7 protein-coding genes are annotated in these 17,465 nt (G+C 72.3%); 4 read left to right on the top strand and 3 right to left on the bottom strand.

Going from position 1 to position 17,465, the window contains the following annotated elements:
- Positions 1-12: 12 nt before the first annotated feature.
- The 3 genes from AC07RM_RS02565 to AC07RM_RS02555 form a co-directional block, all read right to left on the bottom strand.
- Positions 13-1,029: a FecR family protein gene (locus AC07RM_RS02565; protein ID WP_495332742.1), complete on the bottom strand. Its 1,017-nt coding sequence runs from the start codon at positions 1,027-1,029 to the stop codon at positions 13-15.
- 79 nt (positions 1,030-1,108) lie between these two features.
- Entirely contained in the window at positions 1,109-1,615 is a 507-nt protein-coding gene (locus tag AC07RM_RS02560; protein ID WP_398491329.1) for an RNA polymerase sigma factor, read from the bottom strand.
- Entirely contained in the window at positions 1,612-2,583 is a 972-nt protein-coding gene (locus AC07RM_RS02555) for a TonB C-terminal domain-containing protein (RefSeq protein WP_495332739.1), read from the bottom strand. The genes AC07RM_RS02560 and AC07RM_RS02555 overlap by 4 nt, the downstream gene beginning before the upstream one ends.
- Positions 2,584-2,745: 162 nt before the next feature.
- Between AC07RM_RS02555 and AC07RM_RS02550 the strand changes: the two genes are divergently transcribed.
- The 4 genes from AC07RM_RS02550 to AC07RM_RS02535 all read left to right on the top strand — a co-directional run bounded on the left by AC07RM_RS02550 (position 2,746) and on the right by AC07RM_RS02535 (position 17,410).
- Positions 2,746-3,495 (top strand): STN domain-containing protein, encoded by a 750-nt coding sequence (locus AC07RM_RS02550; RefSeq protein WP_495332738.1) that lies wholly within the window; start codon positions 2,746-2,748, stop codon positions 3,493-3,495.
- A gap of 8 nt (positions 3,496-3,503) precedes the next feature.
- Positions 3,504-4,052, top strand: a complete 549-nt coding sequence (locus AC07RM_RS02545) for an RNA polymerase sigma factor (protein ID WP_093352433.1) — start codon at positions 3,504-3,506, stop codon at positions 4,050-4,052.
- A 5-nt stretch (positions 4,053-4,057) separates the two neighbouring features.
- Positions 4,058-5,038, top strand: a complete 981-nt coding sequence (locus AC07RM_RS02540) for a FecR family protein (RefSeq protein ID WP_495332737.1) — start codon at positions 4,058-4,060, stop codon at positions 5,036-5,038.
- 204 nt (positions 5,039-5,242) lie between these two features.
- Positions 5,243-17,410 (top strand): filamentous hemagglutinin family protein, encoded by a 12,168-nt coding sequence (locus AC07RM_RS02535; RefSeq protein WP_495332736.1) that lies wholly within the window; start codon positions 5,243-5,245, stop codon positions 17,408-17,410.
- Positions 17,411-17,465 lie beyond the last annotated feature (55 nt).

Raw genomic sequence — 17,465 nt, 5'->3', positions numbered from 1 at the left:
CGATGGTGTCCGTCAGCTCAGAACGTACAGGCCACCCGGCAGGGAGCGGGCTTTCAGGTCATAGGTGCGCTGCAGCAGCGACAGGGCCTCGCTCAAGGAGGCAATGTAGAAACTGCCGCTCACGGGCATGTCGCGCACCGATGCATTCATCAGCAGCACGCGGCCAGGGCGGTAGCGGTTGATCTCGGCGATCACTTCCGCCAGCCGGGTGTTGTTGAACACCAGTTCCCCCTTTCGCCAAGCCGATGCCTGCGCGGGATCGACGGTGCTCGCGAGGCCCAGCGTGCCGCCGTCATAGATCAGCTGTTGATGGGCGGCCAGGCGGCGTTCCCCGCGTGGATGCTCCACGCGGGCCGAGCCCTCGATGCAGGTCACGCAGATCTTCCCTTCCAGGTTTCGCACCTCGAAGCGTCCGTCCTCGGCGAGGCTGCGGCCGGTCCCGGCCACGACCGCGAAAGCGCGGCCGCCGGAGGCCATCGCGGGCCTGTCGATGTCGACGGCCGCCTCTCCGCTCAACAGCTCGATCCCCGTGGTCTCGCCGCCCGCGCCCTGACGACGGATGCGGGTCTGGGTGTTCAACGTCACCTTGACCCGAGGAGCCAGCTCGAGCGCCTGCTGCTCGCCGGTCGCGGTACGGTAGTCCGCCCCCCATTCGCCGGCGGCCGGCCAGAGGCCGGCCGGTGGATACACCAGGGCAACGCCCGCCACCGCCGCGGCGCCGGTCGCAGCGGCCAGGAAGGCGCGGCGGTTTCGCGGATCGCGCGCGCGTTCTTGCTTGCCTCGCTCACGCGCGGCAACGGCATCGGGCATGCGACGCAGCGCGGCGCCGGCCACGGGCTTGAGCGTCGTCCACTGCTGCTTGGCGGCCCGAAAGGCGCTCTCGTGCGCCGGGCTCGCGTGCAACCAGCGTTCGAAGCCTTCGACATCCCAGGCCTTGGCATCGCCGGACGTGAGCAGGCGCAGCCACACCCAAGCCTGCTGGAAGGGCTCGTCGGAGGGACTCGCTCGATGGTCGGCACTGATCTTCATGGCGCTACCTCAGGGGCTCGCACGCCCGGGGCTGCATTCATCAAGACAAATGGCGCGGCATCGGTCCGCAAACTTTTTTTCATCGGCGTGACATCCGGGCCGTCAATTGGTCGTGCGCGTGCTTCAGTTCATATTCGACCGTGCGCTTGGAGCATCCCATGCGCCGGGCCGCCTCCTCCTGGGTCACGCCCTCCCAGTGCACCAGGATGAAGATGTCCCGGCGGCGCGCGGGCATGCGCTCCACCCACTGGATCAGGATCTCCATCTCCTCGCGGGATTCGGCGGTCTGCGCCGGACCGGGCGCCGGATCGGACAGGTCCGCGAGCGCGTCGATCTCCTCGATCGACACCGAGCGGCTCTGCCGCCGCTGGACGTTCACCGCCAGGTTGATGGCCATGCGCACCAGGTAGCTGCCCGGACTCTGGATCGATCCCTCCACCTCGTGGGTCTTCAGGCGCAGCCAGGCATCGTGCAGTGCATCGCTGGCCAGGTCGTTGTTGCCGACCAGCCGGGCAATGCGCTGCTTGAGCGTGCCGTAGTGCTTGGTGAGGTAACCGATCAGGAGCAGGCGGGCTTCTTCGCTCATGGCCGCAGCGCTCCGGCAGCGCACGGCGTTTCATCGCCGTGGCCCTCGTCGGGTGGCGCGATCAGCAGGGTCACCGGCTGTGGCAGCCCGGACGGCGGGGGACCGCCCACGCGCACCCCCTGCAGAACCGTCAGCACCGCGGCGTCCCGCGGTGCGTCGCCGGTGGAGCTCAACAGGCGCGGTTGGCGGATCTGCCCGGCGGCATCCAAGCGAAAGCGCATCAGCGAGCGATAGCTGCCTGGCCGGGTCCGGGCGTCGGCACACAGGGCCTCGAGCACGCGTGCCTGGATCTCGCCCGGATAGCCGGACAGGTCGTTCAGGCGGGCGCGCGGGGCGACGGACGACGGATCGAGCGCCATCAGCACGAAGCCGGCACGCGGACCGGCGTCGGCCCTCTCGGCCGTGAGGCCGGTGCCCTCGAGCAGCAGAAACAGGGCGGCCGCCGCCGAGTAACGGCCCTGCACGGCGGCTGCCGAACGGCCGTCGACCAGGTCGCTGCGAAAGAGCGTGGGTTGCCGCGTCAGCGACGCATAGAGGCGCAGTGCATCGGCGAGCGGCTGGGCAGGAAGATCGAAGTCGAAGCGCTCCGCGGCAAGCTCGGGGTCGGCCGCGGCGAGTTGCACGGCGCGCATGTCGGCCGGCCATGCCGACTGCATGACCAGGGCGAGCAGCGCCGCCTGCATCGTACGAACGCCGGTCGAGCCGGCCACGCGCAGGAACATGCGGCTCAGCCAGCGAATCTGGATCGGCCGCGCGTCGGCTTTCCGCAGCAGCAGTACCGTGTTCGCCGCAGTTGCGATGGGAAGGCTCGAGACCGATTCGACACGATGCAGACGCCGTGGGGGAACCCGGCATGGTGCGACGGCTGCGTGACAGGGCTGTTGCAACGCGTGCTGCATCGGCTTGCGCGGACAGGGGCCGAACGAGCGGAAGAGCCGGCGTCGTTGTCGCCGTTCTGTCACGTACATGTAAACAAATCGAACTAGCCTCGCCGACAACTTGCTGAGCGGTCTGCCTCGGGCACTTTCATTTCAACTTCCGGACGTGTGCGATAGCAGATGACAGCTAACCCGGCATCGGTCAGTGTGCTGGCACTGACAGGGTGCCTGCTGTGGGGCTGCCTCGCGTTCATGGGCACGCTGCTGGTGGCTTCGGAGGCGCGGGCGCAAGTGCCGGCGGCATCCGATGCCGTGATCACGAATCCATTCCTCTTCGACATTGCCGCCCAGGACCTGGGCAGCGCGCTCAACGCCTACAGCCGCCTGACCGGCCTCGCCGTGATGATCGACAGCGCCGACGCGAAGCGCCAGGCCGGCGCGGTGCAGGGCAGCTTCGGCGCGGACGAGGCGCTGCGGCAACTGCTCGCGGGAACGGGGCTGCGCGCGCGCCATGCCGATGCGCAGTCCGTCGTGATCTCCGCAGCGGACGATCCGGCGCCCGCCACCGCGGTGCCGCCGGTCGCTACGACGGGAGGCCCCGACATCCCGGGCATCACCGGCAGGAACCCCGACTTCATGGCCTACATCGCGCGGGTGCAGCAGAGCCTGCGCGATGCGCTGTGCGCGTCGCCGCAGACCCGGCCCGGCCCGTACCGGCTGGCGTTGCAGCTTCGCCTCGATGCGCGCGGCATGGTCGAGCGCTTCCGGCTGCTCGACACGACGGGGCAGGCAACACGCGACGCGGCGATCGCCCGGGTGCTGCGGCGCATGGCCGTGGGTGCGCCGCCGCCCGCCGCGATGGCGCAGCCGGTTTCGATCCTGTTGCTGCCCGAAGGGCCCTCGGCGCGCCCGCAATGCCCGTCCGTCATCGAGGGCGAAGGGGAGGGCGCGGCCCTGACCGCCGCGCGCACGCCGGACGCGTTCCGGATCGTCGGGCCCTGAGCCACGCCATGCCGGATTCGCTTCGCTCCACGCTGCGCCTGCGCCTGACCGCGCGCTATGCGGAGCTGCGCCGCAGCCTGGAGCGCATCGTGGGCTCGCGCGACGACGCCGCCGATGCGTTGCAGGAAACCTGGGTGCGGCTCGAGGCGACGGCCACGGCGGGCTCGGTGCGCAATGCCGATGCCTACCTGCTGCGCATGGCCGCCAACATCGCGATCGACACGCACCGCCACAACAACGTGCTGCTGACCGATGGCGACGTGGAGGCGCTGATGAACATCGCCGACGAGGTGGGCGATCCGCTGCGCACGGTCGCGGCGCGCAGCGAGCTCGCCACGCTCGATGAAGTGCTCGCGGAGATGCCGCCGCGGCGCCGCGCGATCCTGATCGCGGCGCGCATGGACGGCCTGCTCAACACGGAGATCGCCGAGCGCTTCGGGATTTCCGAGAGCTCGGTGGAAAAGGAGCTGCGCCACGCCATGCGCCATTGCCGCGAGCGCATGGCGCAGTCCGATGCGGTCGAGCGTTCGAACGTCGCGGGCCGTCGGAGATACTGATGTTCATGAGCGCCGACCGCAACGCCCACGCCTCGATCCGCGAACAGGCCGACGCCTGGTGGGCGCGGCTGCGCTCGGGTCGGGCCACGCGCGCCGATGCCGAAGCGCTGCGCCAGTGGTGCGCGCAGAGCGCCGAGCACGCACGGGCCTGGCGCGAAGTGAAGAAGGCCTGGGAGGCGCTGGAGCCGGCCGCCGCCCGGGCGGTGCAGGCGGATCCCTCGGCGGCGTTTCCCGAGCGGCCGCGGCGCGCGGCCGCACCAGCCTACCGGCCTGGCCGGCGTGCCTTCGTCGCGGGCGCGGTGGCGGCGTCGGCCACCACCTTCCTGGCCTTCAGGCCGCCGCTGGGGCTGTGGCCGTCGGTCGCGGAACTGGGCGCCGACTACCGCACGGGCACCGGCGAACAGCGGCAGGTGGCGCTGTCCGACCAGGTCAGCGTGCAGATGAACACGCAGACCCGCATGAACCTGAAAGCCGGCGAGGCCGGCGACGGCATCGAGCTGGTGGCGGGCGAGGCCGAGATCCTCGCGGGCCCGCAGCGGCCGTTCGCGGTGTATGCGGGGGCCGGGCGGCTGCTGGCGCGTTCCGCGCGCTTCAACGTGCGCCACACCGGCCCGCAGGTGTGCGTGAGCTGCCTCGAGGGCACGGTCGACGTCGACCTGGCGGGCCAGCACCGCGTGCTCGAGCGCGGCCTGCAGCTGGTCTACGACGCGCAGGGCGCGCGCGCCGCGGTGGCCGTCGATCCGGCGAGCGTCAGCGCCTGGCGCAGCGGCGCGCTGATCTTCACCGACGTGCCGCTGGCCGAGGTGATCGACGAGATCAACCGCTATCGGCCGGGCCGCGTCATCCTGCGCAATGCCGAGATGGGACGCCGGCCGGTGCAGATGCGCTTCGCCATCCACCAGACCGACACGGCGTTGACGATGATCCGCGAGCTGTACGGCGCCAAGCTGACGGCGCTGCCGGGCAACATCGTGCTGATGAGCTGAGCGGCTTCACCGCTCCTTAGCCACAGCGGCGGCTGCCCCAAGTCGCGGGTAGCGCGCGAAATTCTGGAAAAAAAGTTCGAGAAGCATTGCGACTTCTTTCGACGAGGCACGTCATCGAGGCATGGATGTCCTTTTCCCATGCGTCGCGTGCCCGGGGCCGGCGTCCTTCGTCACCCTTTCAAACAGTTCCAGGAAAGTACCCTCATGAAATCGTTCCATGCAGCGGCGCGCCGCAAGGCCGTCGGCAGGCCGCCCGCGTCGTCTGCGCCGGCCTCGCAGGGGCTGGGCTGGCGCCTGACGCCGCCGGCATCGGCCGTCGCCGCGCTCCTGATCGCCGCGGGTGCGGGCGGCAGCGCGCATGCGCAGCACGCCTTCAGCGCGGGCTGGATGGCGCAGAAGAACATGGCGCAGAGCACGGCGATGGCCACGGGCCGGCTGCCCAACGGCATGCCGGCCTCCACGCTGACGAACCCGCAGGCGCAGCAGCAGCAGGCCAGCGCGCAGTTGCAGCGTTCGATCGGCAACCTCAACCTGGCCGCGCAGGCAATCGCGGCGCAGCAGGCGGCGCAGGCGGCCGCGCGCCAGGCCGCGCAGAACGATCCCTCGTCGGTGCCCGACGGTCTCGCCGACGGTGGCCTGAAGGTCGATACCGATTCGCTGACTGCCGGCTGGCTCAACGCCAATGCGCCGGTGCAATCGCAGGTCGGCGGCCGCACGCAGGTCGCGATCCAGCAGACCGGCGACAAGGCGATCCTCAATTGGGAGAGCTTCAACGTCGGCAGGAACACGACGGTGCAGTTCCAGCAGCAGCCCGATTGGGCTGTGCTCAACCGCGTCAACGACCCGCAGGCACGGCCTTCGCAGATCCAGGGCCAGATCAAGGGCGACGGCACGGTGCTGATCGCCAACCGCAACGGCGTGCTGTTCTCGGGCAGCAGCCAGGTCGACACACGCAACCTGGTGGCGGCAGCCGCGAAGATCGGCGACGAGCAGTTCAAGGCGCGCGGCATCTACAGCGCGCAGCAGGACGGGACCTATGCACCCAGCTTCACCGACGCGCTGGGCAGCGTGAAGGTCGAGGCCGGCGCGCGGATTGCGACCACGGCGCCCGCCTCCGTCACGCAGGGCGGCGGCTATGTGCTGCTGCTGGGCACCGAGGTCGGCAATGCCGGGCAGATCAGCACGCCGCGCGGCCAGGTCCAGCTGGCGGCCGGCGATTCCTTCCTCATCCGCGCCGGCCAGGCCACGACGGCGAATGCCTATGCGACCACGCGCGGCAACGAGGTCTCGCCGCAGTTCAAGGTCGACAGCACGGCGGGCGCGGTGAGCAACACCGGCCTGCTGCAGGCGCCCGAAGGCGACATCACGCTCGCGGGCCGCCAGGTGGTGCAGGACGGCGTCGCGCTCGCCACCACCACCGTCAATGCCCGCGGCAGCATCCACCTGCTGAACTCGGCCAGCGATGCGCTGGGCAGGGTGACCATCGGCGCGCACGCCACCAACGCCATCGTGCTCGACGACAGCGCCGGCAGCGCGCTCGACAGCCAGCGCGACGCCTTGATCGCCGAGTCGGCGAAGCAGGACCTGGCGCGGCTGACGGTGCCGGTCACGCCCGGCGTGTTCGACAACCTGGCGCGCATGGACGACCGCCGCGACCTGTCGCGGGTGGAGATCGTCTCGGGCGGCGACGTCGGCTTCGAGGGCGGCTCGCTGACCCTGGCCACCGGCGGCCAGGTCGCGGTGAGCGCGAAGGGCCGCAGCAACGTCGCGAGCCAGGCCCGGCTCGACGTCTCCGGCGCGGTCGGCGTGCAGGTGGCGATGGCCTCGAACAACGTCGAGATCAACGTGCAGGGCAACGAGCAGCGCGATGCACCGCTGAACCGCGACACCACCCGGCTCAACAACGCCAACGTGTGGATCGACCGCCGGAAGCTGCTCTACGTGCCCGCCGGCGTCGGCGGCTACGACAAGGAACGCTGGTACACGCAAGGCGGCCTGCTCGAGGTCGGCGGCTACCTGGGCCTGCAGGGCCACGGCATTGGCGAGTGGGCCGCGCAGGGCGGCAGCATCGCCTTCGCGGGCGGCGAGCTCGTCACGCAGAAGGGCTCGAACCTCAACCTCTCGGGCGGCACGCTGGACGTGCAGACCGGCATGCTGCGCCAGAGCTGGCTCAAGGGCGCGGACGGGCGCCTCTACCGCGTCGACGATGCGCCGGCGGACGTGCAGTACCAGGGCCTGTACAAGGGCTACGAGGACGCGCACCCGCGCTGGGGCGACGAGAACACGGCCTACTACTACAACCCGCTGATCGGGCCGCAGCAGCGGCTGGAGAGCGGCTACACGATCGGCCGCGACGCGGGGCAACTGATCGTGGCCACCGGCGCCGCGGTGCTCGAAGGCGATGTCACGGCCACCGCCTACCAGGGGCCGCGGCAGGTGCAGAAGCCGCAGGCCGGGCTCGACGGCTACGGGCAATCGCAGTTCGCGGCCGCGCGCGCGGCGCAGTGGATGCTGGGCGACTGGCGCACGGCGATGAACACCGATGCGAAGAACGGCCCGCTGGGGATCTTCCACAACCTGGCGCCGACCTCGAACGAGATCGTGTTCGCGCCCGACACGGCCGCGGTCGCGGACAGCCTGCAGGGCGGCAGCCAGGCCGCGCCGCTGCCCGAGGAACTGCAGGGCAAGGTGGTGGTGGACAGCCGCCTCGTCGACGGCTTCGGCCTGGGCACGCTCATGGCTGCCGCGAAGAACGGCGTGACGGTCGACGGCGAGCTCGCGGTGACGCCTGGCGGCGTCATCCGGCTCTACGCGCCGCAGGTCGACGTCAACGCCGACCTCACGGCGCGCGGCGGCGAGATCGCGCTGGGCAACGTGCGCGCCGTCACGCTGACCACGGGCCGGACCGTCGACCAGGCGATCTATGCCGCCACGGGCAAGACGACGCAGGTCACGGTCGGCGCGGGCGTGATGCTCGATGCACGCGGCCTGTGGAGCAACCTGCAGCAGGACGCCGGCGACATCGCGTTCGCGCCCTACATCGACGGCGGCAGCGTGTCGATCCGCAGCATCGGCGACGTGCGGCTGGGCGCGGGCAGCGTGGTCGACGTCTCCTCGGGCGCCTCGGTCGGCCAGAACGGCGCATTGACCGGCGGCAGGGGCGGCGACATCGCGCTCGCGGCCAGCATCAACCTCAACGACGGCAGCAACCGCGCGCCGGGCCATGCGGAACTGCAACTCGGTGGCACCTTGCGCGGCTACGGCGTCGCGGGTGGGGGCAGCCTCAGCATCGAGTCGGGCACGGCGATCGGCATCGGCGGCGAGGTGCTGCGCAACCCCGGCGAGCTGATGGCCGGCGAAGGCGCGCAGGTGAGCCTGCGGCTGCTGCACGACTACGTGATCCAGCCCGGCGAGACGGTGCCGGTCGACCAGATCACCGTCAGCCGGCTCGCGCCGGGCGAGCAGGTGCAGGCCACGGTCGTGCCCGCGCTGAGTTACGGCACCTCGGTGGTGGTCACGGCGGCCGCGTGGCGCCTGAGCCCCGGCCAGGTCGCCTACGGCATCGACGCGCGCGGCGCCACCAGCCTGTTCCAATCGGGCAGCGTGGTGCCGGCCGGCATCAGCCTCTACTACATCTCGCAGTTCGCGGCCGGCGACGTGGTGCCCGCCGATGCCTTCCCCGACGGCATCCCGATCCCGCCCAGCACCCAGCACTACGCACCCGGCAGCGTCGCGAGCGCGCCGATCCGGCTCGCGGCCGGCACGCTGCTCGCGCCGGGCGTGGTGCTGCAGCGCGACAGCGCGGTGCAGCCGGTGCTCGGCCTCGATCCCTCGCTGTTCCGCAGCGGCTTCTCGCACTACACCGTGACGGGCCACGACGGCGTTGCCGTGCTCGACGGCACGCAACTGGACGTGCGCATGCCGGTCTACCGCTGGGACGGCAGCGCGCCGCTGCCGCCGACCGGCACCGAGACGGCGCGCGCGCTGCAGCTGTGGACGCCGCCGCTCTACACCGAGGACCCGCTGCACGCGAAGCTCGCGCAGCGCGGCGGCGCCAGCCTGGCGCTGGGTTCGCAGGTCGCGGGCACCACCATCGGTGCGGTGTCCGACGTGGTGCCGCTGTCGATCGGGGCGGGCGCGGTGGTCACGGTCGATCCGGGCCAGGAGATCGCGCTGCTCAGCAGCGGCGGCCAGGTCACCATCGACGGCACGCTCAACGCCTGGGGCGGCCGCATCTCGGTCGCGTCGCTCAACCTGGCGGCCGGCGGGCCGGGCACCTCGATCTGGATCGGCGACGACGCGCGGCTCGACGTGGCGGCGCGGCCCTACGTGGCGCGCGACACGCTGGGCCGGCCCTACGGCATCGCGCCCGATGGCGGGTCCATCGAGCTGGGCCTGGCGCAGGCCTTCATCGTGGTGCGGCCCGGTGCGGTGCTCGACGCCTCGGGCAGCCAGGCCGGCATCGATCTCGCGGCCGGCGGCGCCGCGTCGGCGCCCGCGCATCCGGTGCAGATCGCGGGCGACGGCGGCAGCATCGCGCTGCGCTCCTACGACGGCATGTTCCTCGACGGCCAACTGCTGGCGCGTGCCGGCGGTGCCGGCGCGGCGGGCGGCACGCTCACGCTGGAGATGAACAACCGCATCTACGACACGGCCACCGACGACGACCAGGTGCTGCACCGCATCACGCTGTCGCAGCGGCACGTGCCGACCGCGCTGCCGTCCACGCTGCGGCCCGGCCAAACCGATGCGGCGTTGCGCTGGGGCAATGCGGCGCTGGGCGTCGACCAGGTCGAGGCCGGCGGCTTCGATGCGCTGACGCTGTATGCGCACGACCTGATGGTGTTCGACGGCGACGTCGATCTCTCGCTCGGGCGCAGCCTCAACTTCAAGAGCGGCGTGTTCACCATGGCCGACGGCACGCCCACGGCGCAGGTCCGCATCGCGGCACCCTACATCCGGCTCGACGGCGGCGTCGACTGGACGCCGAACGGCAGCCGCTACCAGCCCGGCCTGGTCGGGCCGACGGCCGGGCCCGGTGTCTCGAAGGGCAGCCTGCTGTCGCTCTCGGGCGACCTGATCGACATCTACGGCCAGGTGCTCGACGGCATGAGCGTGTACCTCGGCGGCGCGGGACCGATGGTGCCGGCGCACACGGCCACGGCGCTGGCCTTCGACACGACGGCGCTCACCAGCAGCGGCGACATTCGCTTCGCGGGCGCGGTGACATCGAGCGGCGACATCGTGGCCACCGCGGCGCAGCTCTATCCGATGAGCGGCAAGTACGGCGGCCTGCTCGCGGGCGCCAGGGGCAACGGCACCAGCGGCGGCATCGATCCCGACAGCGTGCTCGCGATCCGCTCGAACGGCAATGCCGCGCCGGTGCCGGCCTCGGTGTTCGGCGCCCTGCTGCTGGCCGGCGGCACGGTCGACCAGGGCGGCGTGGTGCGCGCGCCGCTCGGCGTCATCGCGCTCAACGAACTCGGCGGCCCGCTCACCAACATCGCCTGGCAGACCGCGGCCGGTGCGAACCGCCTGTTCGACGGCAAGGTGGTGCTGCGCGACGGCAGCCTGACCTCGGTCAGCGCGCAGGGGCTGGTCATGCCCTTCGGAGGCACCCAGGACGGCCTGACCTACCAGGGCGCGAGCGGCACGCTGTTCGACCTCGCGCAGGCGCAGGTCAACATCGCGATCGCCGGCAAGTCGATCCAGGTCGAGCCCGGCGCGGTGCTCGATCTCTCGGGCGGCGGCCAATTGATGGGCGAGGGCTTCGTCTCGGGCCGCGGCGGCTCGGTCAATGTGCTGGCCACGCCGCTGTACAACGCCAACCCGGCGCTCAACCGCTACAGCAGCGCCGGCAACGCGGTGTATGCGGTCGTGCCCGGCTATGCCGCGGCCTATGCGCCGACCCTCGCCGACAAGGGCGCGGGCGATCCCGCCATCGGCCAGCAGGTGACGGTGGGGGCCGGCGTGCCGGGCCTGCCCGCGGGCACCTACACGCTGCTGCCGGCCAGCTATGCGCTGCTGCCCGGTGCCTTCCGCGTCGAGCTCGGCGCGCCGCAGGACGCACTGCTGCCGGCACGCCAGTCGGGCCTGGTGGCCGTGCCCGGCGGCTCGTGGCGCACCGAGGGCACGCTGCAACTGGCCGGCACCGGCATCCGCGAATCGCTGCCGCGCGAACTGCTGCTGACGCCCGGCCAGGCGGTGCGCAGCTACACCCAGTTCAACGAAACCAGCTATGCCGACTTCGCGCTCTCGCAGGCGGCGCAGTTCGATGGCCGGCGCGCGCGCCTGCCGTCGGACGGCAAGACCCTGCTGCTGGACTTCAGGCAGAGCGACGAGGTGGCCGCGCCGCTGCGCTTCGGCGGCAGCGCGCGCTTCGACGCCGCGGCCGGCGGCATCCCGGGCCAGCTCTTCGTGATCGGCAATGCCGACATGGAGATCACCGGCCCCGGCGCGGCCCCGGTGCCCGGCGCGATCTCGCTCGCGGCCAGCGAGCTCAGCGCCTTCGGCGCCAGCACGCTGGCCCTGGGCGGCTGGTACACCTACTTCAACGGCCTGGATTCGTCGGGCGACGGCGCGCGCCTGTACTTCACGCAGGTCTACAACGGCGGCAACGCGCTGCACGTGCGCGACGGCGCCACCCTGCGCGCGGGCCAGATCTTCCTGCTCGGGCGCGACGAGGTCACGGTGGACGGCGGCGCCACGCTCGACACGCGCGGCTTCGGCTCCCCCGGCATCGACTCCGACCTCGGCTACATCTATGCCAACAACCTGCGCAGCAGCGCCACCAGCGACACGCCCGCGGTGCTGGCGGTGGGCAACGGCTGGCTCGACTTCCTGCCGTCGGTGGGGCCGGGCCGCGTCACCGTGGCCGACGGCGCCACCTTGCTGACCGAAGGCACCATCGCCTTCGCCGCGCCCGGCGATCTGGTGCTCGGCGATGCGCGGCTGGGCGCGCGCTACCTCTCGGTGTCGCAGAACCAGATCAACATCGGCACCGCCGATTCGCTCGCCGCGGCGCGGGCCGCCGGTGCGCTGCCCGCGGGCTGGCAACTGACCCAGGACGTGCTCGACCGGCTGCTGCGCCCGGCCGCCGACGCGGGCGTGCCGGCACTCGAGCGGCTGAGCCTGTCGGCCGGCGGGGCCTTCAATTTCTTCGGCTCGCTCTCGCTCGACACCGGCAACGCGCAGGCCCAGCTGGTGCTCAACACGCCGGCCTTCTACGGCTGGGGCGACAGCGCGGACACGGTGCGCATCGCGACCCGCTCGCTGGTGTGGAACGGCGTCGCGACCGGTGCCGGCACCGTCGCCAGTCCCTACGCCAGCGCACTGCCCGCGCCGGTGCAGGCCGGCGGCCCGGGCACCGGCAGCGGCCGGCTGGTGATCGATGCGCAGAGCGTGCAGTTCGGCTACGACGCGCTGAGCCGGCCGCAGGCGCAGGCCACGCTCGACCGCGTCGCGCTCGGCTTCGCCGGTGTCGAGATCAATGCCAGCGACAGCATCGTGTCCAACAGCGCCGGCTCGCTCTCGGTCGGCCATGCGCGCGGCGCCGACGGCCGGCTGGTGGACGGCGACCTGCGCATGAACACGCCGCTGCTCGCGGGCCAGGCCGGCTCGTCGATGCGTTATGCGGCCGGCGGCGCGCTGCGCATCGCCACGCCCGAGGGCGTGGCGGTCGCCGACACGGCGGCCTTCGACGAACTCGGAGGCCGCATCGCGCTGCAGGGGCGCTCGGTGTCGCTCGACACCGCCGTGGCGCTGCCCAGCGGCAGGCTCGACGTGCAGGCCGAGGGCGACATCGCGCTCGGCGACCACGCGCAGATCGACCTGGCGGGCCGCGGCATCGCCTTCTTCGACCTCACGCGCTACAGCTGGGGCGGCAGCGTGACGCTGACCAGCACCGGCGGCAGCATCGCGCAGGGCGCGGGCTCGCGCATCGACGTCTCGGCCGCCCACAACGACGCCGGCTCGCTGAGCGCGAGCGCGCTCGGCGCGGGCGGGCAGGTCCGGCTCGGCGGCACGCTGCACGGGCAGGGCGGCGGCACGCAGGAGGGCCGCGGCTTCGCGGACGGCCGCTTCACGCTGGCGGCCGACCGCTTCGGCGATGCCGACTTCGCGGCCTACAACACGCAGCTCGACGGCGCGGGTTTCTTCGGCGCGCGCGATTTCACGCTCGGCAGCGGCGACCTGCGCGTGGGCAGCCTGCGCGCGCACGAAGTCAGCATCACGGTCAATGGCGGCAGCCTGGCCATCGACGGCCGCATCGACGCCTCGGGCGCCGACGTCGGCAGCATCGCGCTGGCGGCGCGCGACGATCTCTCGCTGGGTGCCGGCGCGGTGCTCGACGCGCACGGCACGCGGCTCGCGGTCGACAGCCAGGGCCAGGCCATCGATGCCTCGAACCGGGCCCGGGTCTCGCTCGCCACCACGGCCGGCACCTTGCGGCTGGCCGGCGGCGCCAGCGTCGACCTGCGCGCGGCCGACGACGTGGCGCGCGGCCAGCTCGGCCTCGCGGCGCCGCGCCTCGGCGAGACCGCCGGCGACCTCAGGATCGAGGCCGGCGGCGCGCTGTCGGTCAAGGGTGCCGCGAGCATCGCGCTCGATGCCTTCTGGACCTACACGCCCACGGATGCGAACGGCACCGTCACACAGGACAACGGCGATGCGGCCGGCGGCGCGGTCGGCGCCAACGGCAAGGTGGGCCTGAACCAGGTCGACCGGCGCAACGCCGCCTTCATTGACGCGGCCTGGGCCAACGCCGGCCTGCGGGGCCGGCTCGCGGGGCTCACGGCCTACGGCGATGCCTTCCACCTGCGCCCCGGCGTGGAGATCCGCGCCAGCGGCGACCTGAGCACCGAGGGCGACCTCGATCTCTCGGGCCTGCGCTACGGCCCGAAGGCCGATCCCGCGCGGCGCGGCGCGGGCGAGCCGGGCACGATCGTGCTGCGCGCCGCGGGCGACCTGAACATCCGCGGCAGCATCAACGACGGCTTCGCGCCACCGGGCGCCACGCCCGACGACAACGGCTGGGCGGACCGCCCGACCGGTGCCGACGGCACGCAGGGCCGCATGTGGGCGACGGCGCCGATGCTCGCGCCCGGCATGCAGTCCTGGTCGATGCGGCTGGTCAGCGGCGCCGACCTGCAGAGCGCCGACAGCCGCGTCGTGCTGCCGTCGTCGCGGCTCGGCGGCAAGGGCGCGCTGGTGCTCGACGACCTGCACTATGCGGGTACCGCGGGCGATGCGCCCTTCGCCGCGGTGAGCGTGGTGCGCACCGGCACCGGCGACCTCGGGCTCTATGCCGGCGGCAGCTACGTGCAGAAGTCGCCGTTCGGGGTCTACACCGCCGGCACGCAGCTGGCGGACACCGGCCCCGACTCGGGCTACAACGCGCCGCGCTCGCTGCAGTCCGACGGCACGGCCTTCGGTCCCTACCAGGACGCCTACGGCGCCACCCTCGGCGCGCAGCGCATGTGGTACACGGGCGGCGGCGGCGACCTGAACCTCTGGGCACAGGGCGACATCACGGGCTTCCAGGACGCCGGCACGCAATCGGTCGGCGAATGGCTCTGGCGCCAGGGCGGCGATGCGCTGGGCCAGAAGACCGGCTGGGGCATCAACTTCGGCAGCTACGCGGTCGACAGCGACGGCTTCAACTACTCGCTCACGCTGCCGGCCTTCTCGGGCATCGGCGCGCTCGGCGGTGGCAACGTGTCGGTGCGCGCCGGCGGCAACATCGGCAGCCCGCACGGCTGGAACGATTCGAGCTCCAAGCCCGGCCTGGACGGCATCGCGGTCGCGGTGGGCGGCAGCGGGCGCGTGGTCGACGGCCGGCTGCAGCAGACCGGCGGCGGCACGCTGCGCGTGAGCGCGGGCGGCGGCATCTACGCCGGCGTGTACGCCAACCTGCGCGGCGACACCCTGGTCGACGCACAGCACGCGGGCACGCTCGAGCTCAAGAACTACGGCGCGCGCAACACCGACCCGCGCACGCTCGATCCGCGCACCGCCTATGCGGCCGAGACGCGCGATGCGCTGAACTTCGCGCCCGGCGACGGCACGGTGTCGGTGCGCACGCTGGGCGACCTGGCGCTCAACACGCTGATCGACCCGGGCCGCGTGGGCCAGCACGTCGACACCGCCGTGCCGCTGGACGGCAATCCCACCGGCGGCGCGGGCGCGACCTGGTTCACGCTGTGGTCCGAGGACAGCGGCGCCGAGCTGTTCTCGGCCGGCGGCAACCTCACGGCCTTCGGCACCACGCTCACGCAGTTCCTGCCGCCGGTGATGCGCGCGGTGGCCGCGGGCGGCAGCATCTACAACGCCCCGGCCAATTCGGCCACCCTGATGCTGCCCTCGCCGCGCGGCGCCCTCGACCTGCTCGCCAAGGGCAGCGTGGTGGGCGACTCGGCCAACAACCCGGCCAACAACACCGGGCAGATCGGCCTGCTCGGCAGCTCGCGCGCGACGCTGGCGACGCCGCTGAACCCGGCCTGGCGCGTGATCCAGACCGGCACCGTCGGCGACTACATCGTCGCGAGCAACTACTGGACCGCGCCCTATCCCTTCTCGTACATCGACCCGTTCGACTACACGGCGATCTACGAGCACCTGTACGACTACTACGGTGCCCACGGCTACATGGGCATCGGCGGCACGCCGTTCGTGTTCGGGCCCAACACCCTGACCGACGACAGCGCGGCCGGCAACGGCACGCCGATCCACGTCTATGCGGTGCACGGCGACGTGCTCGGGCTGCAGCTGGGCCTGGAGCTGGTGACCGACACCAGCGCGCCGAACTCGCCGGGGCCGCTGTACTACCAGGCCTCGAAGCCGGTGCGCGTTCTCGCGGGTGGCGACATCGTCGGCAGCCGCGGCCTGATCGTGCACGACGCGCCCACCGACGTGTCGATGATCGCGGCCGGCGGCAGCGTGATCCAGAGCAACTTCGACATCGCCGGGCCGGGCACCCTCGAGGTCAGCGCGGGCCGGCAGATCTACCAGGGCAACAGCGCCAGCCTCACCAGCCTGGGCGGCATCGAGAGCGGCGACCTGCGCCCGGGCGCCAGCATCGTGCTGCAGGCCGGCCTGGGCGCCGGGCTGCCCGGGCAAGGCGCGAGCGATTTCGCGGGCTTCGCGGCGCGCTACCTCGATCCGGCCCATGCCAGCGATGCCTCGCGCGCGCTGGCCGACCAGCCGGGCAAGGTCGCCAAGACCTACGACGCCGAACTGGCGCAATGGCTGCGGGAGCGCTTCGGCTACGCGGCCGCGTCGGCCGCCGATGCGCTGGCCTACTTCGAGGCCCTGGCGCCCGAGCAGCAGCGCATCTTCGTGCGCCAGGTGTTCTATGCCGAGCTCACGGCCGGCGGGCGCGAGTACAACGACGCGAGCAGCAAGCGCTTCGGCAGCTACCTGCGCGGGCGCGATGCCATCGCGGCGCTGTTCCCGGGCGTCGATGCGCAGGGCCGGGTCATCGTGCACGACGGCGGCATCACGCTCTACCAGGGCGCGAACACCAATGCCGGCGTGCGCACCGTGGCGGGCGGCGACATCCAGACGCTGGCGCCCGGCGGCACGACGCTGGTGGGCGTGGAGGGCATCACGCCATCGAGCCTCTCGGGCGTCACGCCCGCGGGCCTCGTGACGCAGGGCGAGGGCAGCATCGACATGTACAGCGAGGGCAGCATCCTGCTGGGCCTGTCGCGCATCATGACCACCTTCGGCGGCGACATCCTCGCGTGGTCGGCCACGGGCGACATCAATGCCGGCCGCGGCGCCAAGACCACGCTGGTCTACACGCCGCCCAAGCGCGAGTACGACACACTGGGCAACGTGAAGCTCTCGCCGAACGTGCCGAGCACCGGCGCGGGCATCGCGACGCTGAACCCGATTCCCGAAGTGCCGCCGGGCGACGTCGACCTGATCGCGCCGCTGGGCACCATCGACGCGGGCGAGGCCGGCATTCGCGTGTCGGGCAACGTCAACCTCGCGGCGCTGCAAGTGGTCAACGCGGCCAACATCCAGGTGCAGGGAAAGAGCGCCGGCATTCCCGTGGTGGCCGCGGTGAACGTGGGCGCGCTGACCAATGCCAGCGCCGCCGCCTCGCAGGCCGCGATGGCGGCGCAGGACACGGTGCAGCGCGAACGCACGGCCGCGCGCCAGGCCTTGCCCTCGGTCTTCACGGTGCGCGTGCTGGGCTTCGGCAACGAGAGCCCGGCGGGCAACCCCGATGCGCCGGCGAACGCGCCGCGCAGGGAGCCGGCCAGCTACGACGCGACCAGTTCGGTGCGCGTGCTGGGCGTCGGCGACCTGCCCGATTCGGCGCGCCGGCAACTCACGCCGCGGGAGCGCGCCAACCTCGGCCTGTAGCGCGCCGGACCGGCGCGCCTTCGGTGGATTCGGGCTGCCGTGACCGGCAGGCCCG

The organism is Variovorax sp. GW821-FHT09B05 (assembly GCF_059418265.1).
This window is presented reverse-complemented; position numbering and strand designations above follow the sequence as displayed.